The organism is Campylobacter sp. 19-13652 (assembly GCF_019702925.1).
Taxonomy (GTDB): Bacteria; Campylobacterota; Campylobacteria; order Campylobacterales; family Campylobacteraceae; genus Campylobacter_A.
This window is the reverse complement of sequence record NZ_AP024713.1, coordinates 497695-523756: the sequence shown is the minus strand read 5'-3', so window position 1 is coordinate 523756 and position 26062 is coordinate 497695. Positions and strand designations below refer to the sequence as shown.

General features: G+C 40.3%; 19 protein-coding genes and 5 tRNA genes. All 24 read right to left on the bottom strand.

The window, feature by feature from the left end:
- Positions 1–154: 154 nt before the first annotated feature.
- A complete protein-coding gene (rpoC, locus tag LBC_RS02485) occupies positions 155–4660 on the bottom strand; it encodes a DNA-directed RNA polymerase subunit beta' (protein ID WP_221254537.1) in 4506 nt (1501 codons plus the stop codon).
- Positions 4653–8792, bottom strand: a complete 4140-nt coding sequence (gene rpoB / locus LBC_RS02480; protein ID WP_221254536.1) for a DNA-directed RNA polymerase subunit beta — start codon at positions 8790–8792, stop codon at positions 4653–4655. The genes rpoC and rpoB overlap by 8 nt, the downstream gene beginning before the upstream one ends.
- Positions 8793–8911: 119 nt before the next feature.
- Positions 8912–9286 (bottom strand): 50S ribosomal protein L7/L12, encoded by a 375-nt coding sequence (gene rplL / locus LBC_RS02475; RefSeq protein WP_221254535.1) that lies wholly within the window; start codon positions 9284–9286, stop codon positions 8912–8914.
- 24 nt (positions 9287–9310) lie between these two features.
- On the bottom strand, positions 9311–9796 hold the full coding sequence (gene rplJ / locus LBC_RS02470; protein ID WP_221254534.1) for a 50S ribosomal protein L10: 486 nt from the start codon (positions 9794–9796) through the stop codon (positions 9311–9313).
- Positions 9797–9910: 114 nt separating this feature from the next.
- Positions 9911–10612, bottom strand: coding sequence for a 50S ribosomal protein L1 (rplA, locus tag LBC_RS02465; protein WP_221254533.1), 702 nt, complete (start codon positions 10610–10612; stop codon positions 9911–9913).
- A 61-nt stretch (positions 10613–10673) separates the two neighbouring features.
- A complete protein-coding gene (rplK, locus tag LBC_RS02460; RefSeq protein WP_221254532.1) occupies positions 10674–11099 on the bottom strand; it encodes a 50S ribosomal protein L11 in 426 nt (141 codons plus the stop codon).
- A gap of 11 nt (positions 11100–11110) precedes the next feature.
- Positions 11111–11641, bottom strand: a complete 531-nt coding sequence (gene nusG / locus LBC_RS02455; protein ID WP_221254531.1) for a transcription termination/antitermination protein NusG — start codon at positions 11639–11641, stop codon at positions 11111–11113.
- 9 nt (positions 11642–11650) lie between these two features.
- Complete coding sequence (secE, locus tag LBC_RS02450; RefSeq protein WP_221254530.1) at positions 11651–11830, bottom strand: preprotein translocase subunit SecE; 180 nt, start codon at positions 11828–11830, stop codon at positions 11651–11653.
- Positions 11831–11845: 15 nt separating this feature from the next.
- A tRNA-Trp gene (locus tag LBC_RS02445) sits at positions 11846–11921 on the bottom strand.
- Between the two features lie 12 nt (positions 11922–11933).
- On the bottom strand, positions 11934–12092 hold the full coding sequence (rpmG, locus tag LBC_RS02440; RefSeq protein ID WP_221254529.1) for a 50S ribosomal protein L33: 159 nt from the start codon (positions 12090–12092) through the stop codon (positions 11934–11936).
- Positions 12093–12157: 65 nt separating this feature from the next.
- Entirely contained in the window at positions 12158–13357 is a 1200-nt protein-coding gene (gene tuf, locus LBC_RS02435; protein WP_221254528.1) for an elongation factor Tu, read from the bottom strand.
- Between the two features lie 59 nt (positions 13358–13416).
- Positions 13417–13491 (bottom strand) — tRNA-Thr (locus tag LBC_RS02430).
- A 104-nt stretch (positions 13492–13595) separates the two neighbouring features.
- A tRNA-Gly gene (locus LBC_RS02425) sits at positions 13596–13672 on the bottom strand.
- A gap of 9 nt (positions 13673–13681) precedes the next feature.
- Positions 13682–13766 (bottom strand) — tRNA-Tyr (locus tag LBC_RS02420).
- A 54-nt stretch (positions 13767–13820) separates the two neighbouring features.
- Positions 13821–13896 (bottom strand) — tRNA-Thr (locus tag LBC_RS02415).
- 183 nt (positions 13897–14079) lie between these two features.
- Positions 14080–14697: a response regulator transcription factor gene (locus LBC_RS02410; protein ID WP_221254527.1), complete on the bottom strand. Its 618-nt coding sequence runs from the start codon at positions 14695–14697 to the stop codon at positions 14080–14082.
- The gene (locus LBC_RS02405) at positions 14698–15297 is read right to left on the bottom strand and encodes a hypothetical protein (protein ID WP_221254526.1); all 600 of its coding nucleotides are present in this window, start codon (positions 15295–15297) and stop codon (positions 14698–14700) included.
- Positions 15297–16757 carry an HlyD family type I secretion periplasmic adaptor subunit gene (locus tag LBC_RS02400; protein ID WP_221254525.1) on the bottom strand — a complete coding sequence of 487 codons (1461 nt, stop codon included), beginning with the start codon at positions 16755–16757 and terminating at the stop codon, positions 15297–15299. Before LBC_RS02400 ends, LBC_RS02405 begins: the two co-directional genes overlap by 1 nt.
- Positions 16758–16765: 8 nt before the next feature.
- On the bottom strand, positions 16766–18910 hold the full coding sequence (locus LBC_RS02395; protein WP_221254524.1) for a type I secretion system permease/ATPase: 2145 nt from the start codon (positions 18908–18910) through the stop codon (positions 16766–16768).
- 4 nt (positions 18911–18914) lie between these two features.
- Positions 18915–20861, bottom strand: coding sequence for a LapD/MoxY N-terminal periplasmic domain-containing protein (locus LBC_RS02390; protein ID WP_221254523.1), 1947 nt, complete (start codon positions 20859–20861; stop codon positions 18915–18917).
- Positions 20858–21520: a transglutaminase-like cysteine peptidase gene (locus LBC_RS02385; protein WP_221254522.1), complete on the bottom strand. Its 663-nt coding sequence runs from the start codon at positions 21518–21520 to the stop codon at positions 20858–20860. The genes LBC_RS02390 and LBC_RS02385 overlap by 4 nt, the downstream gene beginning before the upstream one ends.
- A gap of 7 nt (positions 21521–21527) precedes the next feature.
- Positions 21528–23297 carry a TolC family outer membrane protein gene (locus LBC_RS02380; protein ID WP_221254521.1) on the bottom strand — a complete coding sequence of 590 codons (1770 nt, stop codon included), beginning with the start codon at positions 23295–23297 and terminating at the stop codon, positions 21528–21530.
- Positions 23298–23410: 113 nt separating this feature from the next.
- Positions 23411–24688 (bottom strand): (Fe-S)-binding protein, encoded by a 1278-nt coding sequence (locus LBC_RS02375; RefSeq protein WP_221254520.1) that lies wholly within the window; start codon positions 24686–24688, stop codon positions 23411–23413.
- 10 nt (positions 24689–24698) lie between these two features.
- Entirely contained in the window at positions 24699–26060 is a 1362-nt protein-coding gene (gene hemN / locus LBC_RS02370; protein WP_221254519.1) for an oxygen-independent coproporphyrinogen III oxidase, read from the bottom strand.
- Positions 26061–26062 lie beyond the last annotated feature (2 nt).

Here is a 26062-nt window from a genome sequence, read left to right as displayed (position 1 = left end):
AAAAGATGATTTTATGATGTTAAGAAGTAAAATTTGGCATAGATTAGACATATAATCTATCGAGCCAAATTTTACTAGTATAAGCCTCGAAGCGACGAAGCAAAGCTCCTAAAATACGCTAACGAGGCAAGTCAGCTTTTTAAAATTTAAAAACCTAAAGCTGCTTTATTTTGACCTTTTTATCTTTATAAAGCCCTGTGCCAACAGGTATCATGCGCCCTAAGATGACGTTTTCTTTTAGATCCTCTAAGTGATCAAATTTAGCCGCAATCGACGCCTCTGTAAGCACCTTTGTGGTCTCTTGGAATGAAGCGGCCGAAATAACGCTATCACTACCTATAGCAGCACGAGTAACACCCAGCAGAACAGGCTCAGCAATGGCTGGCTCACCACCCATTTTCATAATGCGCTCATTCTCCTCTTTAAATTTAACCCTAGAAACCATATCGCCTACGATAAAGTTTGTGTTACCACTATCGACGATTTTAACCTGGCGGAGCATTTGAGAGACGATAATCTCAATGTGCTTATCCGAAATCGCAACACCCTGGCGGCGGTAAACCTGCTGAATCTCGCTGATTAGATAATAATGCAGTGCCTTTTCGCCCAAAATTCTAAGCACATCATGGCTAGAAATGACACCGTCTGTTAGCTTCTCGCCAGCATGTACAAACTCCCCATCGCGAACCTGAATTTGGCGTGTTTTATCTATTAGATACTCAGATGTGGTGCCATCCTCAGCCGTGATGATGATACGCTCTTTTGAGCGAAGCGGCTTATCAAAGCGTACTACGCCGTCAATCTCAGCCACAATCGCCGTATTTTTTGGCTTTCTAGCCTCAAATAGCTCACTAACACGAGGTAGACCACCTGTGATGTCTTTTGATTTTGCCACCGCTTTTGGTGTCTTGGCTAACAAATCCGCCTGAGCCACACTAGCACCATCAGAGACGAAAATAGCCGTCTTTGGCTCTAGCTGGTATCGGATAGTGCCTGATTTTGTAGCTATAATGATAGTTGGTTTTACGCCTCCTGGGAGGTACTCATTTATCACTAGCCTGCTCTGCCCTGTCGCCTCATCATACTGCTCAGCTGCTGAATATCCTGGCTCAATATCCTCAAATGCCACCACGCCTGCTTCTTCAGCGATAATAGGCGTAGAGTATGGATCCCACTCAGCCACAACTAAGTTTGCACCCTCTTTTGGCATAGCTATGACACTACTTGACTCAACCGCACTATTATCATCAAGCTCGATTATCGAGTGGCGTGGTATGTAGTGGCGTACCGCCTCTCTACCGTCCTTATCAGAAACGACGACAAAAAGCCCCTTCTCCTCTACCTGATAGCCTTTTTTAATATCCTTAACACGCTCTAAATAATCGCCCTTTAGGATAAAGAATTTAATAACCCCACTAGCCCCTGAGACGATTTTTTGCGTTACCGGCTCGCCGTCGGCTATGCGTAGCTCGCTGGCAAACGGAATACGATTTGGCACGTTCCAGCCCTCTTTTATAATCTCGGCTATGCTCTCGTTTGCATTCACACTATCGCCATCTGAGTAAGGAATATAAATTTTACCTTCTACTTTGCCACTTACGCCTGCTAGCTCGTTTGGCTTAGCCAAATCTCCACGGCGTAAAACGTAGCTTACCTTTTCTTTTTTACCTGTTATGGTTATATTTATATCCTCATGAGCCACATCTATACTTATAACCCCATCAATTGGCGATTTTATCTTTGGCTCAACCAAAAGCACGGCTGCATTACGGCGATTTGCCACGATGTGCTTGCCACCATTTTCGTATGTGTTAAGGTTATAATAGCGGATAAAGCCCTCTTTGCTTGCGACGACTTGGCGGTCTTGCTGTTCAGTGCTTGCCGTTCCACCGATGTGGAAAGTCCTAAGTGTTAGCTGTGTACCCGGCTCGCCGATACTTTGAGCAGAGATAATGCCCACAGCTTCACCTGGCTTAACAAGCTTGCCCTCGCCTAGGTTTATGCCGTAGCACTTCGCACACACGCCCTTGGCTGCCTTGCACGTGATTGGGGTGCGGATGCTGACTGATTTTATATCGCTCTCACCTAAGATTTTTGCCTTTTCTTCGTCGATTAGCGTCCCTTCGGCAAAGAGAATTTCATTTGTGATTGGATCTATCACGTCATCAGCTAGCACGCGACCTAGTACTCGCTCTTCTAGGCTTTCGATTAGCTCGCCGTTTTCGGTGATTTCTGTTATCTCAACGCCCTCGTGAGTGCCGCAATCATCAATGGTAACCTTAACATTTTGCGCTACGTCAATTAGCTTACGAGTTAGATAACCAGCGTTTGCTGTCTTTAAGGCAGTATCGGCTAGACCCTTACGTGCGCCGTGAGTGGAGATAAAGTACTCCATCATATTTAACCCCTCGCGGAAGTTTGAGACGATTGGCGTTTCGATAATTGAACCATCTGGCTTGGCCATTAGGCCACGCATACCAGCTAGCTGACGAATTTGAGCTGCAGAGCCCCTAGCACCACTATCTGCCATCATATAAATAGAGTTAAAGCCACCCTTGTCATTTCTGATAAGCCCCATCATCTCGCTTGCTACTTGGTTATTTGTATCCGTCCAAATATCGACGATTTTATTATACCTTTCGCTATCTGTTAATAGGCCAGAGCCATATTGGCGCTGAATTTCACGCACCTTTTTCTTGGCTTCGTCTATACGCTCCTCTTTATTTTCAGGCACGATAATATCAGCAATCGAGATTGAAATACCAGCTTTTGTCGCGTAGCGGAAGCCTAGATTTTTAAGCTTGTCTAGGAATTCAGCCGTTACTTCAAGTCCGCCATTTTTATAAACATAATCAACTAGGTTGGCTATGTCTTTTTTCTTTAGAATTTTATTCCACATATCATCTGGCACAAAATCAGGCAACACTGAGCGAAGTATAAGCCTACCAGCTGTGGTAAATAGGGTCTTACCTTCGATATTTGTCTTGATTTTTGCGTGAAGCCCTAGAGCGTTTGCCTCCTCAGCTATCATTACTTCATCAACGCTAGCAAAAATTTTATTCTCACCCTTGCTGCCCTCTCGCTCAAGGCTTAGATAATAAAGCCCCAAAACCATATCCTGGCTTGGTACCGTTATAGCCTTGCCACTTGCAGGTAGAAGGATATTCATGGAGCTTAGCATTAGAATTTTACACTCCGCAATAGCCTCTTGGCTTAGAGGGACGTGTACTGCCATCTGATCTCCGTCAAAGTCGGCGTTAAATGCCGCACAAACTAGCGGATGAAGCTGGATAGCCTTGCCCTCAACTAGCACTGGGTGAAAGGCCTGGATAGAAAGCTTGTGAAGCGTCGGCGCACGGTTTAGCATTACAGGGTGATCTTTTACCACCTCTTCAAGGCACTCCCAGACTTCATTTGTCTTATCCTCTATCATCTTTTTAGCCTGCTTAACTGTGGTTGCATAGCCCTTCTCTTCAAGGCGAGCTAAAAGGTGCGGCTTAAATAGCTCAAGCGCCATTTTCTTTGGCAAGCCGCACTGATCCATTCTTAGCTTTGGTCCAACGACGATGACTGAACGGCCAGAGAAATCCACACGCTTGCCTAGCAGGTTTTGACGGAAGCGCCCCTGCTTGCCTTTGATTATCTCACTAAGCGATTTTAGCGGGCGTTTATTAGCACCCTTTACGGCATTTGCACGTCTGCCGTTATCAAAAAGTGCATCGACTGCTTCTTGTAGCATTCTCTTTTCGTTTCGTATGATAATCTCAGGTGCGTCAAGCTCCATTAGTCGCTTAAGACGGCTGTTGCGGTTTATCACACGGCGGTAAAGGTCATTGACATCAGAAACTGCAAATTTACCCCCGTCAAGGCTGACAAGCGGACGCAAATCAGGCGGCAGGACTGGTAAATTTGTTATCATCATCCACTCTGGGCGGTTGCCAGAGACTAAAAAGCTCTCAACGACTTTTAGACGTTTTACTATGCTTTTTTTCTTTGCCTCTGAATTTGTGCTTTGCATTTCGTCTTTAAGCTGGATTAAAATTTCTGTTAAATCAAGCTCTGCAAGCATATCACGTATGACTTCTCCACCCATGCGAGCGACAAATCCGCTCTCATCGTATCTTTGAATAAGCATTTGATATTGCTCTTCGTTTAGCACGTCGTATTTTTCGACCTTTTTTGAATTTTCATTATCATAAAAGGCTTCACCTGGATTTTCTACTATATACGCCTCATAATAAAGTACACGCTCAAGGTCTTTCATCTTTATGCCAAGTAGCGTGCCGATACGGCTTGGAAGGCTATTTACATACCAGATGTGAGCTACCGGGGTAACTAGCTCGATATGCCCCATGCGGCTTCGGCGGACTTTAGAAGTCGTTACTTCAACGCCACACTTTTCGCACTTTATGCCCTTGTAGCGCATCTTTTTATACTTACCGCAAAGGCACTCATAATCCCTAATAGGCCCAAAAATTTTCGCACAAAATAGTCCATCCCTTTCAGGCTTTAGCGTGCGGTAGTTGATGGTCTCAGGCTTTTTAACCTCTCCATAGCTCCATGATTTTATCTTTTCTGGACTTGCAAGGCGTAGCTGAAACGCCTCAAAATCCCTAGGTCTAGCCTCTTCTTTTATCTCTATCGGTTTTAGCTCACTCATCTGTTTTTTCCTCGTCATATATCTCAACATCAAGAGCTAGTGATTTTAGCTCGTTTGTAAGCACAAAAAACGTCTCTGGTATGCCTGTTTCTGGTACATTTTCGCCGCGGGTTAGCGCCTTATAGGCAGATAAACGCCCCTCAACATCGTCTGATTTTACAGTTAGCATTTCTCTTAACGTATGAGCCGCACCATAAGCTTCAAGCGCCCATACCTCCATCTCTCCAAATCTCTGTCCGCCAAATAACGCCTTACCGCCGACTGGCTGCTGTGTAACTAAGCTGTATGGACCAGTGCTTCTAGCATGAACTTTCTCATCGACTAGGTGGTGCAGTTTTAGCATATACATGCAGCCGACATTAACGCGTTCTCTTATCTTTGAGCCTGTACGCCCATCGTAAAGCTCGGTTTTACCGTCCATGTCGATTTTTGCCATTTCAAAAAGCTTAGCAAATTCCTCAGCCTTAACGCCCTCAAAAATAGGCGTAGCAAATCTCACCCCGCGGCTCCAGTCTCTAGCATATTCGATTAGCTTCTCATCGCTCATCTTACATAAGACATCCTTAGCGTCCATTAGCTTTGAGACACTAGCTATTTCTATCATTTTCTCACGTAGTGCTTTGACCCACTCGCCCTTTTTATTTTCAAAAATTTCATTTATCTGTTCGCCCAAGCGATATCCCACAAGCCCTAGGTGGCTTTCTAAAATTTGACCGATATTCATACGGCTAGGAACACCCAGTGGGTTTAGGACGATGTCGACTATCTGACCGCTTGGCAGATACGGCATATCAACTTCTGGGACGATGTTTGAGACAATGCCCTTGTTTCCGTGGCGTCCAGCCATCTTATCACCCACTTTTAGCTTTCGCTTAGTAGCGATATAGACTTTTACTAGCTTGACTACTCCGCTTGGCAAGATGTCATCTTTTTCTATTATCTCAATTTTGGAGTCATGCTCCTCTTTTAGCTTTTTCTTTTCGTTTTGGAAATAGTTTTTAAGCTCGTCATATCGCTTCTGCACGTCTTTATCAAAGCTTTTAACGATTGAATTTAAAGTAAACCTATTTACGCTTTCTAAATCGCTTACTTCAATATTGTCGCCTTTTTTATAAGGCTTTTTGTTTATATCAATATCTACTAAAAGTGGATTTTTACATAATAAAGAGGTTACTTTTAGCATCTCCTCCCTATCAAGCATTAAAAGGCGGTCGTGATGCTCTTTTTCTAGGGCAGCCTTTTCATCCTCGTAGGCTTTATTTGTCCTAGCGTCTTTTTCGTAACCCTTTTTGGTAAAAATTTTCACATCTACTACAACGCCCTCAAGGCTAGCACCAGCGTAAAGCGATTTATTTACAACGTGTCCCGCTTTTTCGCCAAATATCGCTCTTAAAAGACGCTCCTCTGGAGTAGGCTTGACTTCACCTTTTGGAGAGACTTTGCCTACAAGTATCATACCAGGCTTGACTTCGGTACCTATTTTAATAATACCACTCTCATCAAGGTGCATTAGGTCTTCTTCTTTTATATTTGGTATGTCTTTTGTTATCTCTTCAACGCCGTCTTTTAGTTCACGAGCCTCTATCTCTTTTTCGTAGATATGTACGCTAGTAAAGGCATCCTCACGGATCATTTTCTCGCTGATTACGATAGCGTCTTCGTAGTTATAACCATTCCACGGCATAAAGGCGATTAGGGCGTTTTTGCCTATAGCTAGCTCACCTTTTTCCATGCTAGGACCATCAGCTATGATTTCGCCTGCTTTTACTTCATCGCCTTTTTTGACTATCGGATGTTGAGAAAAGGTTGTATTTTGGTTTGTTCGTAAGTTTTTCTCAAGCGAATAGTGGTCTATGTAAGGACCAGCCTCATCCTCGCCAAGGATAAAGATATTTTTATTGTCTACTTTTTCGACTATGCCACCACGTTTAGCTTTCACGCTCTCCCAAACATCACGCGCAACAACACTCTCCATGCCAGTACCAACAATAGGAGCTGTAGCTCGCAAAAGTGGCACAGCTTGACGCTGCATGTTTGAACCCATTAGCGCGCGGTTGGCGTCATCGTGCTCCAAAAATGGAATAAGTGAGGCAGCTACACCAGCTATCATACCAGAACAAAGGTCGATTAGTGTAACCTCCTCTCTACGCGCAAGCACCATCTCGCCATCACGTCTGACCTCTAGCAAATCCTCCTCAATCATACCCTTATCATTGAGCTTAGTTGAAGCTGGGGCTATGACGTTGCCCTCCTCTTGCGTAGCAGTAAGATAGACTATTTCATCAGTTACTACCCCATCTACCACCTTTTTATACGGAGCCTCTATAAAGCCTAGATCATTTACTTTCGCATAAGTTGAAAGGGTATTAATAAGTCCGATATTTTGCCCCTCTGGAGTCTCAACAGGACAAATTCGTCCGTAGTGAGTAGGGTGTACGTCACGCACCTCAAAGCCAGCTCGCTCTTTTACTAATCCACCCTCACCAAGAGCCGAAAGACGGCGCTTATGTGTTACTTCGCTTAGTGGGTTGGTCTGATCCATAAACTGACTTAGCTGTCCGCTGGTAAAAAACTCCATGATGGTAGCTGTTATCATTTTTGGATTAATAAGATCATACGGCATAATCTCATCAATATTGTTGCTTAGGCTGGTAAATTTATCACGGATTGCCTTTTGCATTTTGACAAAACCTAAATGAAGCTCGTTGGTAAGTAACTCGCCTATTGAGCGGATGCGGCGATTGCCTAAGTGATCGCGGTCATCAATATGCCCTTGTCCATTTTTAACTTTTATGAGGTATTTTGCCGTTTTTATAATATCCTCACTAGTTAAAACCGTAACGTACTCTGGCACATCAAGTCCTAGCTTATGATTCATTTTCATACGGCCGACTTTTGTTAGGTCATATCTTTCAGGATTAAAGAAAATATCATTTACAAAGCTTTTTGCCGCGTCTTTTACTACCGGTTCACCAGGGCGCATTACCTTATAAATTCTAATCGCAGATAGATCGTTTTCATCATCTATACCCTCTGTTTGCTTAAGTAGCTTAAGCGTTTCATTATCTGCTAAGAATGAATTTATAATTGCATCATCAACACCAGGAGCTGAGTTATTTGCTATCTCAATACTCTCTTGTTCATTTAAAATTTTAACCAGTTTGTTTTCGTCAAGTTGAGCTAGAGTATCGTATATAACCTCGCCACTTTCTTTATTTACAACAGGACTTGAGAGAAATCTACCTATAAGCATTTCGGTAGGGTATTCTACAAATTTAACGCCCTTGCTAGTGATTTCATCAATCTTTTTCTTAGTTAGTCTCTTGCCTGCTTGATGTATTAAATTTCCATTTTCGTCTTTTATATCATACTCAATCCTACCCATATAATCATCGGGATTAAACTCTGTTAAGAATTTATTATTTTTAACAAATAGCGTCTGAATAGGATAAAATAGCTTTAAAATATCTTGTTTTTTGTATCCAAGCGCTCTAAATAGTATTGTTACAGGCACTTTTCTGCGTTTATTAATACGCACATAAAGTACGTCTTTTGCATCGTATTCAAAGTATAGCCAGCTACCTCTATCCGGTATGATTTGAGCTGTGCTTATTAGTTTATTCGCCACAGTGGAGCTTTCTTCCTCTTTAAAGATAACCCCAGGGCTTCTATGTAGTTGATTAACAACTACACGCTCAACGCCATTTATGATAAATGAAATTCTATCTGTCATCAATGGTATTTCACGTATAAAAATCTCTTGTTCTTTTATATCTTTTACGCCAACTTTTTCACCAGTTTTCTCATCTTTTTCATGAGCGATAAGGCGTATTTTGATTTTTAAATTTACCGAATAAGTAAGTCCTCGTTCGATACACTCTCTAATAGTGTATTTTGGTTTTCCAACCTCAGAGCTTACATACTCTAAAGTCAGGCGATTTTGCGGATCATGAATAGGAAAGATAGATCTAAAAACTTTTTCTATTCCACTCTCATGGCTTTTATTATCAAGGTTTAAAAAATGATCAAAACTCTTTTTTTGTAGTTGCAGTAGGTTAGGAACATCAATCTCTTTAACAACATTTGAGAAATCAACCCTTAGACGATTTCCCGAGTATAAACTATTTAACATATATCTACCTCGTGGTAATTTTGAAAGAAAAGTATCAAGCCTCTTTTCACAAGGCGTCAAAATTTAAAAAGAGAGGGCAAAAGCCCTCTCTGCATTTTTGGTTGAATAAAGTAAAAGAATTACTTAAGCTCGACTTTAGCACCAGCTTCTTCAAGCTCTTTCTTAGCTGCTTCAGCTTCCTCTTTGCTAACGCCTTCTTTAAGTACTGATGGAGTACCTTCAACAGCGTCTTTAGCCTCTTTAAGGCCAAGGCCAGTAAGAGCGCGAACAACTTTAATAACGTTGATTTTCTTATCGCCTGAATCAACAAGCACGATATTAAACTCAGTCTTTTCTTCTTCAGCAGCAGCCGCACCGCCAGCAACAGCACCAGCTACCATAACTGGAGCAGCGCTTACGCCAAATTTTTCTTCGAATTCTTTAACTAATTCGCTTAGTTCAAGAACTGAAAGGTTAGATATAAACTCTAATACGTCTTCTTTAGTGATTGCCATTTTAATTCTCCTAGTTTCTGCAAATTATGCAGTTTGTTCTTTTTTCTCTTTAAGCGCATTTAATCCGATAGTGAAATTTTGGATAGGCGCATTCCATACTTGAAGCAACATAGCAATAAGCTCGTCGCGACTTGGCATTTTTGAAAGAGCTTTGATATGTTCAACGCTAACAACTTCGCCATCAACGTGTCCAGTTTTAATTTTGAAAAACTCGGCATTGCTCTCTTCAAATTTAGCCACAACCTTAGTAACAGCTAGTTGATCTTCACCCCAAACATAAATGTTTGTATCTTTAAGCTCAAGACCTTCTTTATTTGCTTGCTTAAGTGCGATATTAGCAAGAGTATTTTTAACCACTCTGACTTTAACACCAGCTTCTCTAGCAGCATCTCTTAAGCCTTCAAGTTTTTTTGTTACAAGTCCACGATAATCGCAAACTATAACTGCAGAAGCTGCTTGGAATTCATTAGCAAGTGTAGCTATGATTTCAGATTTTTGAGTTCTAGTCACTTTTTCTCCTTTCCGACCGGCGATTTCAAGCAGAGTAGGTCGAATCAATTAAGCCCAAGGGCCTCTGCTATCTCCAATCTAAGATATACTAAAATGGGGATATAACCCCCAGTTTTATTTAAGATCCATAACTTCTTGAGTATCTAATAAAATAGATGGGCTCATTGTTAAAGATAGCGCCGCATTCTTGACATAACGTCCTTTAGCAGCGGCTGGCTTGTGTTTATTTATGGCTTTTATAAAAGTTGAGATATTTTCTAAAAGCTGCTCTTTAGAGAAACTTGACTTACCAAGTCCTGCATGAATATTTCCCTGTTTGTCGACACGGAAATTTACTTGACCACTTTTAGCGTTATTTACAGCTTGGGCCACATCCATTGTAACTGTACCTGTTTTTGGATTTGGCATTAAGCCTTTTGGTCCTAAAATACGTCCAACTTGACCTACCAGACCCATTAAATTTGGTGTAGCAATTAGTACATCAAAATTCATAATACCTTTTTTAATATCATCGACTAAATCCTCAGCGCCCACTATATCAGCACTAGCTGCTTTGGCTTCATCAGCTTTAGCGTCTTTTGCGATAACGGCCACACGCACCTTTTTGCCTGTGCCAGCTGGTAAAACCACAGAACCGCGCACCATTTGATCAGCGTGTCTTGGATCAACGTTTAATTTTAATGCGATTTCAACAGTTTCATCAAATTTAGCTGATTTTAAAGTCTTTACCGTATCTATTGCTTCGCTTATATTATAAATTCTATCTGTATCTACCTTTTTAAGTAGCTCTTGAAATCTTTTAGTGTTTTTTGACATTATTCTCTCCGCATTCTAAAGTGCTTCCGCCTTCTGTCTAGCAACCCGGCGGTAAGGGTTATTAGTCTATTACTTCAACACCCATAGAACGAGCAGAGCCAGCGATTATTTTAGCGGCTTGCTCTTTATCTTTTGTGTTTAAATCAGCAATTTTTTTATCAACTATCTCAAGAACTTGAGCTTTTGTTAATTTACCAACTTTGTTTTTTAATGGATTATCTGTACCTTTTGATATACCAGCTGCCTTTTTAATTAGGTCGCTTGCTGGTGGCTGTTTGGTGATAAATGTGAAGCTTCTATCGGCATAAACAGTGATAACAACTGGAATATTAAAGCCAGCCATATCTTTTGTTCTTTCATTAAATGCTTTACAAAACTCCATTATATTTACGCCCTGCTGACCAAGAGCTGGACCAACTGGTGGACTTGGATTTGCTTTTGTTGCAGCTATTTGCAACTTGATTTCGCCTATAACCTTTTTAGCCATAAACTATCTCCTTAAATTATCTTCTCAACTTGTGAATACAAAATCTCAACTGGGGTGCTTCTACCAAAGATAGAAACATTTAATCTTAGCTTTCCGTGAACCATATCATACTCTTCTACGATTCCAGTAAAATTCGCAAAAGGTCCTTCTGTAATAAGTACACTCTCACCCTCTTCAAAATAAATTTTTGGCTTAGGAGCAGCACGCTTTTGTACTTTTTCAAGAATTGTATTAATATCTTTATCAGTTAAAGGTGAAGGTTTTTTTGATTCACCAATAAATCTACTTACCTTTGGCAATAATTGAATTTTATGCCAAAGAGCCACATCAAGCTCAAGATGAGCGAAAGCATACCCTGGATAGAGTGTCCTTTCGACTATCTTTTGTTTTCCGTTTTTTATCTCTATAACATCTTCAGTAGGGACTATGACCTCTTTTAGCTGTTCTTCAATGCCTTGATCTTTTACTAAGTTTTCTATGGCTCTTTTAACCGCCATTTCGCTACCAGCATAAGTCTGTATCGCATACCATTTGTGCGCCATCTTTATTCCTTATATCAACTTAGATAGTGAAAACGACATAAGAGCATCTACTATTGCTAAAAATAGAGATACAACTGCCACCACGACAAAGACTGTTATAAAAGCGTTTCTAACTTGCTCTTTAGTAGGAAATATAACCTTTGATAGCTCAAGTTTTGAAAGCTTAAAATAGTTCATTATCTTTTCCATTTTATTACCTTATAGTGGCAGGGCAAGAGGGATTCGAACCCCCAACCATCGGATTTGGAATCCGGCGCTCTACCGTTGGAGCTATTGCCCTAATGGTGCAAAACTAGCTCTTTAGTTTAACTTCTTTATGAATAGTATGTTTTTTAAGTCTAGGACAGTATTTTTTTAACTCTATTTTTTCTGTCATAGTTTTGCTATTTTTTGTTGTTGTATAGTTTATATCACCGCATTCAGCACATTTTAAACCAACTTTAATTCTCATCTGTAATCTTCCTTATAAAATAAGCGGAGAGAATTAACTCTCCACTATTATAAATTTAATTATAATTATGCAAGTATTTTAGTAACAACACCTGAACCAACAGTTCTACCACCCTCACGGATCGCAAAACGTGTTCCTTCTTCAAGAGCAACTGGAGCGATTAGCTCAACAGTGATTCTTACGTTATCGCCTGGCATAACCATCTCTGTACCTTCTGGTAGAGTGATTGAGCCTGTAACGTCAGTTGTTCTTACGTAAAATTGTGGTCTATAGTTGTTAAAGAATGGGGTATGGCGTCCACCCTCTTCTTTTGTTAGGATATAAACTTCGCCCTCAAATTTAGTGTGAGGAGTGATTGATTTTGGCTTACATAAAACCATACCACGCTCAACGTCTTCTTTCTTAGTACCACGTAGCAATACACCTACGTTATCGCCAGCTTCGCCTTGATCCATCTCTTTGCGGAACATTTCAACGCCAGTTACGGTTGTTGTTTGAGTTGGGCGGATACCTACGATTTCGATTGTATCACCTACTTTTACAACACCCTTTTCGATTCTACCTGTAACAACGGTTCCACGTCCAGAGATTGAGAATACGTCCTCAATTGGCATTAGGAAGTCTTTTTCAGTATCACGAGTTGGAGTTGGGATATAATCATCAACAGCAGCCATAAGCTCAAGAACCTTAGCAGACCACTCGCCGTCTGTACCAGCTTTAGCTTCATCAAGAGCTTTAAGCGCAGAACCAGAAATAATAGGAGTGTCATCGCCTGGGAAGTCATACTCGCTTAGTAGTTCGCGGATCTCCATCTCAACTAGCTCAAGTAGCTCAGCGTCATCAACCATATCAGCTTTGTTCATGAAAACAACGATGTATGGAACGCCAACTTGGCGAGATAGTAGGATATGCTCACGAGTTTGTGGCATTGGACCATCAGCAGCAGAAACAACTAGGATAGCACCATCCATTTGAGCAGCACCAGTAATCATGTTTTTAACATAGTCAGCGTGGCCAGGGCAGTCAACGTGTGCATAGTGGCGATTTTCTGTTTCATACTCGATGTGTGAAGTAGCGATAGTAATACCACGCTCTTTTTCCTCTGGAGCATTGTCGATATTATCGTAGTCTTTTAGCTCAGCTAGACCGCGGCGTGAAAGAACAGCAGAGATAGCAGCTGTTAGAGTTGTTTTACCATGGTCAACGTGACCAATGGTGCCTATATTTACATGTGGCTTATTTCGTGAAAATTTTTCTTTAGCCATCTTTTCCTCCGTTGTGGTATTGTCATTTTTTAATTTACATTATTTACTATCGTAAGACATGGAGCTCATAGCGGGACTTGAACCCGCGACCTCTTCCTTACCAAGGAAGTGCTCTACCTCTGAGCCATATGAGCGTCAGGATGGTACGAAAGCAACAATGTAAACACCTAAAATATGGAAACCAAATGACTGCGAATATAAGTAATAATATTACAGCTCCCAGTTTAGTATCCAAAGGTGGAGCGGGAAACGGGGCTCGAACCCGCGACCCTCAGCTTGGAAGGCTGATGCTCTAGCCAACTGAGCTACTCCCGCATAAGCAAATGGTGGTGAGACGTGGATTCGAACCACGGAAGACATAGTCAGCAGATTTACAGTCTGCCCTCGTTGGCCACTTGAGTATCTCACCCTTTAACAATAAAAAATATGCTTTTATATCTGGTCAAACACTGTTAAAATAAAATGGAGCTGGTGAACGGACTTGAACCGCCGACCTACTGCTTACAAGGCAGTAGCTCTACCAACTGAGCTACACCAGCATCCGAAATTGTCTTAATGAAGTTGGGATTATAGCTTTTTTTAAAAGGTTTGTCAAGAGATTTTATAAAAATTTATAGATATTTTTATAAAAATTCAAAAATGGCTTAGAAAATTAAAATTTAAGAACAAAGTAAAGTATTATTATAAATTTATCAAAAAAAGGCTAATCATACGGTATTTGTTTAGCCCTTATCCTCCATAGCTATGACAAAACCTATTCTATCTTTTACATTGAATTTAGAATAAATGCTAGAGATATGAGCCTTTACAGTGCGCTCACTAACGCCCGTTGTCTGCGCTATTTGCTTATTGCTAAGCCCATCTAGCACCAAATTTGCCACATCTTTTTCTTTTGGTGTTAATATATCAAGATTGGTTTTTTGTGGATTTGTTTTTTTTGACACCATTTTTACCATTGAGTATATAAACTCAGGATAAACCCACACATTACCATCTGAAATAGCTTTTATCGCATCTTTTAAGTGCGTATCATAAAGCCTTGAATTAACATAGCCTTTAACGCCAACTTCTAATAATTTAGACCCTTCCATTAAATTTGGATTTTGCGAAAGCGCTAAGATACGCAAGGTGGGATATTGCGCAAGGTAATGCTCAATAGTATCAATAGCATCATCTCCCATACTTGAAACATCCATACATATTATAGAGTTGTCTTTTGCCGCTTTAAAGATTGCGAGTTCGAGCATAGACATATCTCTGCACTCTTGAGCTTGATTGTTTAATATTTCATTAAGGTGCTTTAAAATCTGCTTTTTGGTTGAAACAAGTAAAATTTGCATCTAAACCCCTCTTATGATTTCGCAATTATACTCTTGAGAAAAGATTAAACTAGAATCCACGCTTATGCTTACCTTTATCTGGCGATTTATGGCGCAATATACCGCGCAAGCGCAGCTAAAAATCAATCTACTAAGCATTTCTTTGTCGATAACTCCAGTAAGCTTTAGGCTAAAACAGCTATCAGCTATAGCATAACTGTATCCAACATAATCTAAAATAGCACTGGTGTCTATTATAATGCTATCCATACGCTCATCGTAGCCAAATATAGACAAACTCACGCAATCTCTTGAGCCAAACCCCACATTGACATGCTTACCAAATTCAATCAGCTTATACTGGCTATTGCTTTCCATTATACTAAATTTTTTCTTAAAAGGCAAAACCCCGTCTAGCTCTAATGTATTTTTACCAGATACTAAAAACTCATCAGCCTTAAAAGCCCCATCTGTAAAAATCAAATTTATATTAGGGTCGGTAATTACTCTGCTATAGTCTCGCTCAAAAACGCTATCATTAATAATAATAGCGCCGTCAAGGCTAGCAGAAATAGCAGCTGTGTACTCGCTAGTTTTGCCGCTAAATTTGATATCGCTCATCATCTCTCTCTAAGCGCAGCTTGCTTTACTTTTAATATAGGCTTAAGTAGATAATCAAGTACAGATTTTTTGCCCGTAATAATATCTGCACTAACGACCATACCAACTATAATACGAAGCGGTCTGGCGTCGGTGCCTAGGTGATTTTTATAAGTCTTAATCCTAACCAAATACCAGCTATTACCGCGCTCATCAGTCTCAGTATCAGCACTTATTTGCTCCACTTCGCCCTCAAGACCGCCATATATACTAAAATCATATGCCGTTACCTTTACCATAGCTGGCAAGCCCTGCCTTAAAAAAGCCACATCTGAAGGCTTTACCTTAACTTCGGCTATTAGATTATCCTCAAGTGGGACTATCTCGGCTATATTTTCACCTGGCTTTATAACGCCTGATACCGTGTGAATATAAAGCTTGCTTACCACGCCATTAACAGGAGAGCGAACCAACGTCCTATCAACCCTATCCTCTATGCCGATTTTTTGCTGGCGCAAACGCCCTAGCTCCGCTGAGACTTCATTAAATTCTTTCTTTGCTTTGTTTGTAAAATCAAGCTTTACCTCGCTTAGCTTATTTTTTGCCTCTGCTATGGCAGCTTGAGCCCTAGGAATTGAAACAATAGAAGAGTCTAAGTCGCCCTTTAAATCAGACAGCTTTCTTTGCAACTGCAAGAATTCCACCTCGCTTACAAGCCCCTTTTTAAACAGGGGCTCAGTGATATTTTTCTCCTTAACCACAAGAGCGTATGCGCTTTTTAGCTGGTTTATTTTGCTATTTAGCTCATTAAGCTCTATCTCTTTTTGACGAATTTGCTCTTTTACTATATTTTCTTGCTGTGCAAGCTGCGCTTGGTTGCTATCATAAAGGCTTTTTTCATGAAGCATGGCGTCATTTGGATTTTCGCCCAGCTCAAAAGCCTCGCCGTTTGACTCAGCTTTTAATCTTGCAAATTTAGCCTCAAGTTCATTTTGACGCACCTCACTCTCACCAAAGCTTGACTCAAAGCTTTTATTGTCAATGCGTATTAAAATTTGTCCTTTTTTAACTACATCACCCTCTTTAACCAAAATCTCTTGGACAATACCGCCTTCTAGGTTTTGTACGACTTGATTTTTGCCAGATGGCACGATGCTGCCCTGCCCTCTTGTTATCTCATCAATCTCGGCAAAATTCGCCCAAATCAAAAGCCATGCAATCGCCAAAAAGATAACATAAAGTATCTTTCTTGAGGCCGACGAGGATTTAGCAAGCACGGCCTCAGAAAGGCTTGACATAAAGCGCAGATCGTTTGCATCATACTCTTTTTTTTGGACATTTGTTCTTATAAATTTTATACGCTCTCCTATCTCTTTACTAAGCTCTTTTGCTTCGTCTTTTGAGACTGGCTCTTTTGGCTGAGGATTTGCCTCCTCTTTTGGAGCATTAGTGCTATTTAAATTTTCTTGATTTTCTTGCATATTGCGTCTCACTTTCCAGAGAGTTTATCTAATACAACTTGTTTTGGACCATCTAGCACGATCTTGCCATTATCGACTACTATAAGCCTATCAACAAGCTCAAGAAGTCCCATTTTATGAGTTATGAGAATGAGAGTATGATTTGACGTGCTATCTTTAATATTTCTAGTTAGCTTTGCCTCGGCTGTACTGTCTAATGAATTTGTTGGCTCATCAAGCAGCACTATACTGCTATCTAGTAAAAACGCTCTAGCCACGGCGATACTTTGACGCTGGCCGCCGCTGATGCCGTCACCCCTTTCGCCAACTGGCATATCAAAGCCCAGTGGGTGAATATTAACAAAATCGTCTACTCCACTAATCTTAGCGGCCTTAATAATTTGCATATCATCAACCCAAGGCGCGCGGTAGACTATATTCTCCCGCACAGTGCCTTTAAATAAAACTATATCTTGTGGCACGTAGCCTATATTTTTACGCAGGTCGGCTGGGTCGATTTGATTTATATCTATACCGTCTATTAGCACCGCACCATCTGTTGGCTTATAAAGTCCTAAAATCAGCTTTTCTATCGTTGTTTTACCACTTCCGTTTCGCCCTATGATGCCTACTTTTTCGCCAGGATTTATAGTAAAACTAATACCGTCAATTGAATTTGTACTGCTTTCTGGATATGTAAAAAAGACATTTTTAAACTGGATTTTACCCTCAAATTTATTACGGCGGACAAATTTTTTCCCATCCGGTCTTTCCACAGGCATATTCATAATCTTATTTAAGCTCTCATAAGCCGCCTTAGTCTGCTCAAAATTTGACATAAGAGCAGCGCACTGTCCAATAGGCGCAATAGCACGAGATGAAAGGATAACGGCTGCTATTAGCCCACCCATGGTAAGCTCAGTATTTTTTATCATATATACGCCAAGGACTACGACAAATACGGTATTTAGCTGGATTAAAAAGGCCGTTATAGTGCCTATTGAGCTTGTTAGGATTTTTGATTTTATACTACGGTTTGCTATCTCACCAGTCGCCTCCTCCCAGCTCCACTGCGCACGTCCACTCGCTCCTAAAGTTTTAATCGTTTCAAGTGCATTTAAGCTTTCTATTAAGATTCCATTTTTAATAGCTGAAGCTTCGTAAGTCTGGGCTATAGATTTTTGAAGCGGATCTTTTAAAAACAGGGCATAGCAAAGAATAATTAACATAATAACTATCGGTACCCAAACTATATAGCCTGCTATAAAATAAACCGTCAAAAGAAAAATTACAGTAAATGGCAAATCAACAATAGCGGCGATGGAAACCGAGCTAAAAAAGCCTCGCACAGTGTCAAATTCTTTCAAATTTTGAGCAAAACTTCCGATAGATTTTGGTCTATTTGATAGTTGCATATCAAGCACGCGCTCAAATAAAAGCGAGCTCATTATAATATCTGATTTTTTGCCTGCCATCTCTAAAAAATAAGAGCGGATAAATTTCATAAATAGGTCAATTATATAAACCGCCGCCACGCCAATAGCAAGCACCCAAAGCGTCTCAACTGCGTTATTTGGCACAACGCGGTCATAGACATTCATGGTAAAAAGTGGGCTGGCAAGCACAAATAAATTTATAATAAAGCTTGCAAGCAAAACGTCAATATATATCTTTTTGGAGCGATTTAGTGTCCCCCAAAACCAATGCTCCTTGCCACCATCAATAAGGTGCATACTATTTGAATTGCTCTCATCTGGGACAAATTCCCTCTTTAGATAATAAGCATAACCTATATACTCACCCTCTAAACTTTCTAGCTCTATTTTACTCGAGCCAGTTGGGATGTCTGGGGTTATAATAGTGGCGTATTTATGGTCGTCGCTAATACTTTGGAGTATGCAAGCCCTCTTTCCTTTTAGCATCAAAATGCAAGGTAGAACAAGTGGAGATATATCCTTTAAGCTCTTTTTTACCAAAGTCGAAGCAAAGCCTGCTCTTTGGGCTGCACGAGTGAATAGGGATTTTTTGCTATTTAGCGAAAATAGCTCTACCTCCTCACCATCTTTAACAGGCAAGCCCGTTGTAAGTGCATCGGCGCTGTAAGGATTATTGTGAAGCTTGGTAAAAATAACCAAGCACTCAAGAAGCTGATCTTTTTTAACATTATCTTGCATAATATTACCCTACGTTTTTAGTGTTGTCTATGTAATTGCCCTGCATGATACTTATGCCAAAGCTGATGAGTTTTTGCTTTTGCTCCTCGTTTTCAACTCCTATTGCAACAAGCTTGATGCCCTTTGACTCAAGTATAACGTCTAATGAGCGCTTAGTATGTTCTGTGGTGTTATCGCTAAAGAAATCGATTAAATTTGCGGCTTGGATTTTGACATAATCAGGGCTTATGACCTTAAGTTTATCTATGCTTTTGGCATCTAGTCCAAAGTGGTCAATCCCAAATCCCAATGAGTTTTCTTTTAGTTTTTTATCCAAAACTTCAATGTTTTGCAAGCTTATATCGTCCTTATTTGGTATTTCTATATAAATTTTATGCTTCGTAAGGCTAAGCTGCTTAAGAATTACATCAAGTTTATTTAAAGCATCCGTAGAAACAAGCAAATCTTTGCCCAGATTAACCGCTACAGGAATACTTGCAAAAGCGCCATTTAAGACCATCTTTGCAACACGCTCAAGTACGTAAATATCAAGCTCCCTACCAAAATCAAGCTCATTTACCATAGGCATAAAATATCCAGCCATTTGCCATCTGCCCTCATCATCGACAAGGCGTAAATAAAGCTCCTCTTGGGTAAAGCTACCATCTTCAGAAATGACTTTTTGAGACGCAAATTTAAACTTATCATTTTTCATTGAATTTATAATTAAATCTTTATACTGCTCTTTGCCTAGAATTAGGGTGTTTGAGCCGTCTTTATAAGTTCGGTATTCATAATTTCCAGCCGCCCTAGCAGATGCTAGCGTAACATCGGCAGTTGTTAAAAGCGTCTTTAAATCCCCTCCGTGCTTATAATCAACTATAACGGCATTTGCCTCACATTCTCCATCACCGATACCAAAGGTACCAAACATAGCAGCAGTTCGCTTCATAATCCCAGCCGCAAGCCCTTGCAAGCTCTCTGCGCTAGCACTCGGAATAAGAAGGGCAAAGTCATTTTCATTTAGACGACAAAGAGTGGCACTATACTTACTCTCACTACTTGCATTATTTAGCATTTCAGCGATTTTTAGCACGAGACTTTGCCATTTTTCAAAACCCAAAGTCTTTTTTAAATTTATAAGCTCTTTAAAGCTAACAAGCAACATAACTCCGCTTGAATACTCCTCACTTGATGCATATTCGCTAAATTTAGTCTGAAAATATCTACGATTATAAAGCCCGCTCATGCTATCTTTATAAAGCAATTCCTGATATTTATCAAGCGTTTTTGCCTCTCTTTCAAAGACATCTTTTACTTTACTAACCATGGAATTCATAGCCAAAACCATCTGGCGCATATCGGTAGTAAATGGAATTTTTTCCTGTATTATAAATTTATTATCGAGTATGGCCTCCGCTTGGTCTTGTACTCTAGCAAGGGGTGCTAAAATGATTTTTAAGCCTAAATATGTAGCAACAAGCGCAACTGCCATCATTATTAAAAGCGTATAAAAAACGTCCTTCATATTTGTATAAAGCTCATAATATGCAAGCCCTGGATTACTCTGTACATAAAGCGTACCAAACTTGCTCCAGCCGCTCATTATCTCGCTGCTCTCCACTGGTGCTTCAAATTTAGCAAAACTTATAAACCACGACGGTATACCATCTATGACTGGTAGCTGCTTGCTCTCGGCGACGGTTTTGCCGTCTATATCATCAAAGCGTATCATCTGATAATATCCGCTGTCAAACATGGAATTTATTATAGTCTCTATGGCTGAGGGGTCTTGAAACTCAGCAACTGATTTTATCGCCAAGCCCATTGAATTTGCCGTGTGCCGAGCATTTGTGCCTAGCTGAGCGTTTATGTAGCTATTTAAGCTGTTAAAATTTAAATAAGCAACAGCAACAAAAATAAGCAAAACAAAGCTACCAACAGCTATCATCATCTGTTTAAAAAGTGTCATAGTCCCTCTTTTTTCATTTTATCGGCTAGTTCTAGCCATTTTGGATTTTTCTTGTTCCCACCTGGTACTATCTGACCTAAGCCCTCCTGCTTAGCCAGATAAAGCGAATCACCGTTAAAGCTATAAACTGGTAGCAAATCCTTCCTTTGAGTTGCAACCATAATTCTTCCATTAATGTTATCTAAAATAAGTGGTATTGATTTTGGTGTTTCGTAATATGATAGTACCATGTGGGCTTGATTGTATTTTAAAGCTTTAACATAGGTAAAGTATAATTTGCTAGTAGGGACACCAAGCTGCTTTAGTGTAAAATACTTAGCAGTTACATAATCCTCACAATCACCTGCGCCTTTACCCAAAAATTCCATCCTAGTTGCCCAGTAATCCTTTTTCCCCCAAACGCTCATATCATCAGTCCAGCGTATGAGATTAAAAAAGTCATTTACTCTTTTTAGCTTTTCAAGATCACTAGCCCCTCTTAACTCTGCCATAAGTTTATTTAAAGCTATGGTTCGTCGTTTTCCGCCATCACCATAAACTTTAGCCATTTTATCAATAGTGGCCTGACTTATCTGGTCAGCAGCACCCAGCCATGTATAAAGCAAGCAGCAACTAATTAAAGCTGCTGCTATAAATTTAGCGACCCTAAAAACGGTCATTTTTAAATTATCTTAAGTCGTTTTGAATACTGCAAGCGCCTTGGATATAGCGTTTAGCAAATCCTGGCTCAAAGCTATCAGAGATCATACCCATATTATCAAGTAGTCTATACTTTGCATATAAAAGCGCCGTTTCAGTACTTACTATCTCTTTTAAAGCCGTGTTATATTCATTCTCTGCATCAAGCAAATTTATAAGATCTCTGCGTCCTATTCTAAACTCATCCTGATAAGAGTCAAGAGTAGCTCTAGCATAATCTATATGTTCGTTTAGATACTCCATTTTTTTCTGCTCTAGCACATATGACTGCCACGAAAACTTAAGGCTCTCGCTTAGTTCACGTACAAGTTCATCAAGTGTTCTTTGTTCTTGCTGAGTTGCTAGCTGGCTTTTTTCTTTGTCTAGCTTATCAGCACCTTTGTTGTAAAGGTTATATCTAAGTTTGACAAGCGCATTTAAAGCCTCATTGTCATAGTGGTCGTAAAATACCTTACTTGTCTCATAAGTGCCAGATAGCTCTAAATCAAGCTTTGGTAAAAATGCAGCATTTTTCTCTTTTACGACAGATTCAGCCATGGCTATATTAGCACGCTGCACAAGTATGCTAGGATTACACTGCATAGCTTTTGCATATACTTCTTGTTGGCTAGTTGGTAATATTACTTCAAAATTTGGAGTTACCAAAGATGAGGCCTCGACTTTTTGCCCATAAAGCTTTTCAAATGTACTTAATGCATCCTCATAGTTATTTTGCGCTGCTATTAAATTCGATTGGGCTAGAGTATAGCGGCTACCAGCCTGACGCTCTTCAGAGGCAACGCCAAACCCGGCATCTGCACGATCTTTTATTTGGTTATAGATTAATTCATGGCTTTTTACACTCTCTCTTTCAACATCAACAATACGCTTAGTTTTTAAAACTTCCAAATAAGCATTTACTAAGCTTAAAGTCAATCTATCGGCTGTTTGAGCCACGCTATAAGCAGCAGAATCCATACGTGCACTTTGAGAGTTTATGCGATTTTCATCAGCGCCGCCATTATATATATTTTGCGTTAATACCAACTGTACATCAGATGTCAAGCCACCATCTTTTAATCTTGGTCCATCATTTTCTCTCTTACGCTGCTTTGAATATCCACCGGTAGCGATTAAATCAAGTGTCGGATAGTAGGCATTTTTAGAGATATTTAAATCTTTTCCGACTTGCAGATAATTAAATTCCATGCTCTTTAGACTAGGATTTGTGTCTAGGGTCTGCTTTACAGCCTCTGATAGCGTTAAAGTAAAGCTATCCTCGACCTCATCATTGCTAGAAACAACAGGCTTCTCATCAAGTGCTGGTAAATTTGCAACACTATCTTGCGCCTTTTCCTCAGTAGCAACAACGCTTGCATCATCATTTGATACAGTTACTACTGGATTATTTTCAGATATAGTTTCGGCACTAGCTATGTATGATTTTTTAGGGCGCATAAATGCGGTTTTTGTATTTGAATTTATAGATTTTACCTTGCCTAAAAGCTCATCTGCTTCAGCCTGTGAAATAGCCTCTGTATCAAGGTATAGTATCTTATTCGCACCAGATGCATAGCTAGATACTTCAGCTATCTTGCTCCCTTTTAGTTCATCCTTGATATTTGAGCTTAGCTTATCCAGTGTCGCTTGACTTGTAGCGTCAGAGAAAGCGCCTAGATAAATTCTATAACTCCTATCTGCAGCATTTGCCGTTATTACAGTAGCGGCTAATGCGCTAATAGCAATCAACTTTTTCATGATTTTAAATCCTTTTTCTGTGAAAATATTAAACTATTATACCTTAGTGGGGGGGGGTATAATAAGATTATTTTAGGTTATTTTACATAAGTTTGCATTAATTTTGCTTTAAATTAATCGTTTTTTAAGCTCTGGGCGATTAACTCAAGCGGATTTTTAAACCTAGCATTTACCCCATTTGCTACCAAAGCGTCTGAGATTTGCATACGACACGCACTACACTCAGCACTTACTATCTCGGCACCGCTTAAGCCTACCATCTGGGCTTTTTTAGCCCCTACTGCCTCGACTAAATCTCTGCGCTCAGACTGCAAACTAACCCCTCCAAATCCGCAACAGGCGTTTGAGTCACTCATCTCATTAATGATAAATTTTTGGCTTAAAATTTCTCGTGGCTCACGCCAAATCCCCTGCATTTTTCTAGCATGACATGGGTCGTGATAGGTGATTTTTACATCCTCAATTAAACCATTGTGGCTTTTTAAAAGCTCTTTTAAATTTGTAAAATTATTCAAAAACTCAGTCGCCATAAACACCCTGTCTTTTATGACTTTTAACCTATTTTGCCACTGGCTGCCAGCCTCAAAAAGATGCTCGTAATCGACTTTTATCATAGCAGAGCATGTCGCCTCTGGAATTATAATAGCCTCAAGACCGCCCTCATTTAGCAAGCTTTCAAAGTAGGCTATATTTTTCTTTGCTAGCTCTTTAGCTGTGGCTAAATCCCCTGTAAAATAAGCAGGCGCACCGCAACAGGCCTGCTTTTTCATTAAATTTAGCTCAAGATTTAGCGCCCTAGCTATGGCTATGATACTCTCGCCCACTTCAGTGTAGGCATAATTTGCCATACAACCTATAAAAAGCCCGATTTTGCGTGGGTTTTGCGTACTTGCTGGTATGATTTTTGGGTGCGAGTTTAAAAAGCTTTTGCGCTTAGCAGAAGGTAAAAATCGCCCCTTTTTTATCATCGGCAGACTAAAGCGTGCGCTCATGCCACCCTGACGTAACTTAAATGCGCAACTTTGAAAGACAAAGCCTAGCTTCGCGCAAAAATCCATAGCCCACCTGTGCCTAAGCAAAAAGAAAAACGCCCTCTTATACCACGCTATGCCGTGCTTTTTGGCGATGTCTGCGCGGATAAATTCAATAGCCGTATCAACACGTAAATTTTTAGGACATACTTCGACACAGTTTGTACACAAAAAGCAGCTCTCAAATATGCGCTTTGCGCCCTTATCTAGCCCTAGCTCGCCTCTGCTGTACGCACCCACTAAATCCAAAAATCCACGCGGACTTGTCGCCTCATCACGGTTTACGCTATAGATGGTGCATACTTGAATGCACCTACCGCACTTTACACATGCGTCGCTAATCTGGCTAAAATCAAACATTTTGCACTCTTTAAATGGTCTTTGAAAAGCGCCTTTTCTCCTCTGGAATGGCGCTTAGGTACTCGTCAAAGCACATAGCAATATTGCGTATGACAAGGCTTCCTGTTTGGCTTACCTTTATCGCTTCATCACTAATACTTACAAGCTCATCAAACTGCTTAAGCGCTTCAAGCTCGCTTTTAAAATGCTCATCAAATTTAATCCCAAATCTAGCCTCTATGCTCCTTTTATCAAGCGCAAAATTACTCATCAGGCTCATTATCACACTCTTTCTTAGTAGATCCTCATCGCTTAGATAAATTCCTCTATGATAAGGCAATCTGCCCGCATCAAGTGCTGCTTCATACTCGCTCATATCCTTGTGATTTTGCGCATAGTACCGCACGCCCTCGCCTATGCTAGTAAGTCCGATACCGACTAAATCTGCCCCACCCTTAGTAGTGTAGCCTTGGAAATTTCTATGCAAAGTGCCGTCATTTAGCGCCGCAAAAAGCTCATCACTAGGCTTTGCGAAGTGATCCATGCCTATCATGTTATAGCCATTTTGAGTAAGAAAATCGGCAGTATATTTTAAAATTTCAAGCTTTGTTTGAGGGCTTGGTAACGTAGCCTCATCAAATTTACGCATGGACTTTTTAAGCCATGGCACGTGAGCGTAGTTAAACACCGCAAGCCTATCTGGGTCAAGCTCCTTTGCAAGGCTTAATGTACGCTTAAAGCTTTCTAGGCTTTGGTAGGGAAGCCCATAGATTAGATCCATGTTTATGGAATTTATACCACGCTCTCTTGCCATTTTTACGGCATTTTGCGTAAGCTCAAATGGCTGGATACGGTGTATCTCCTCCTGCACCCTAGAGTCAAAATCCTGCACTCCGTAGCTAATACGGTTAAAGCCATGAGATACTAACACATCAAGCTGCTCTGCGTTTAAAAATCTAGGGTCTATCTCGCAACTTACCTCAGCGTCATCTCGAAAGTTTTTAAATTTATCCTTAATCATACCTATAATGGCATCAAGCTGCTTAGCTGAGTAAAAAGTCGGAGTACCACCCCCAAAGTGCATCTGAAGGACAGGTGCGCTCGTATCTAAAGTGCTAGATAAAATATCCAGCTCACGCTCTAAATACTCCATATACCGCGTCTTTTTGTCCTCTTTGCTTGTATAAATGACGTTACAGCCGCAAAAATAGCACGCCGAACGACAAAATGGCAAATGAAGGTAAAGCGATAGTGGTCGAGAGGAGTCCCTGCTTTTTAGCTCATTTATATAATCCTCATAGCTAAATTTATCGCTAAACTCTGGCGCAGTAGGATAGCTAGTATAACGCGGTCCTGGGCGAGAGTACTTCACATATGCCGAAAAATCAATCATCA

Bases quoted from the DNA above. Each gene is read 5' to 3' on its own strand.
- secE (WP_221254530.1), bottom strand. From the start codon at position 11,830: ATGGAAAAGATAATGAACTATTTTAAGCTTTCAAAACTTGAGCTATCA.
- LBC_RS02375 (WP_221254520.1), bottom strand. From the start codon at position 24,688: ATGTTTGATTTTAGCCAGATTAGCGACGCATGTGTAAAGTGCGGTAGG.
- LBC_RS02395 (WP_221254524.1), bottom strand. From the start codon at position 18,910: ATGCAAGATAATGTTAAAAAAGATCAGCTTCTTGAGTGCTTGGTTATT.
- LBC_RS02405 (WP_221254526.1), bottom strand. From the start codon at position 15,297: ATGAGCGATATCAAATTTAGCGGCAAAACTAGCGAGTACACAGCTGCT.
- LBC_RS02385 (WP_221254522.1), bottom strand. From the start codon at position 21,520: ATGACCGTTTTTAGGGTCGCTAAATTTATAGCAGCAGCTTTAATTAGT.
- LBC_RS02410 (WP_221254527.1), bottom strand. From the start codon at position 14,697: ATGCAAATTTTACTTGTTTCAACCAAAAAGCAGATTTTAAAGCACCTT.
- tuf (WP_221254528.1), bottom strand. From the start codon at position 13,357: ATGGCTAAAGAAAAATTTTCACGAAATAAGCCACATGTAAATATAGGC.
- nusG (WP_221254531.1), bottom strand. From the start codon at position 11,641: ATGGCGCACAAATGGTATGCGATACAGACTTATGCTGGTAGCGAAATG.
- rplA (WP_221254533.1), bottom strand. From the start codon at position 10,612: ATGTCAAAAAACACTAAAAGATTTCAAGAGCTACTTAAAAAGGTAGAT.
- hemN (WP_221254519.1), bottom strand. From the start codon at position 26,060: ATGATTGATTTTTCGGCATATGTGAAGTACTCTCGCCCAGGACCGCGT.
- LBC_RS02380 (WP_221254521.1), bottom strand. From the start codon at position 23,297: ATGAAAAAGTTGATTGCTATTAGCGCATTAGCCGCTACTGTAATAACG.
- LBC_RS02400 (WP_221254525.1), bottom strand. From the start codon at position 16,757: ATGCAAGAAAATCAAGAAAATTTAAATAGCACTAATGCTCCAAAAGAG.
- rplL (WP_221254535.1), bottom strand. From the start codon at position 9,286: ATGGCAATCACTAAAGAAGACGTATTAGAGTTTATATCTAACCTTTCA.
- LBC_RS02390 (WP_221254523.1), bottom strand. From the start codon at position 20,861: ATGACACTTTTTAAACAGATGATGATAGCTGTTGGTAGCTTTGTTTTG.
- rpoC (WP_221254537.1), bottom strand. From the start codon at position 4,660: ATGAGTGAGCTAAAACCGATAGAGATAAAAGAAGAGGCTAGACCTAGG.
- rplK (WP_221254532.1), bottom strand. From the start codon at position 11,099: ATGGCTAAAAAGGTTATAGGCGAAATCAAGTTGCAAATAGCTGCAACA.
- rpmG (WP_221254529.1), bottom strand. From the start codon at position 12,092: ATGAGAATTAAAGTTGGTTTAAAATGTGCTGAATGCGGTGATATAAAC.
- rpoB (WP_221254536.1), bottom strand. From the start codon at position 8,792: ATGTTAAATAGTTTATACTCGGGAAATCGTCTAAGGGTTGATTTCTCA.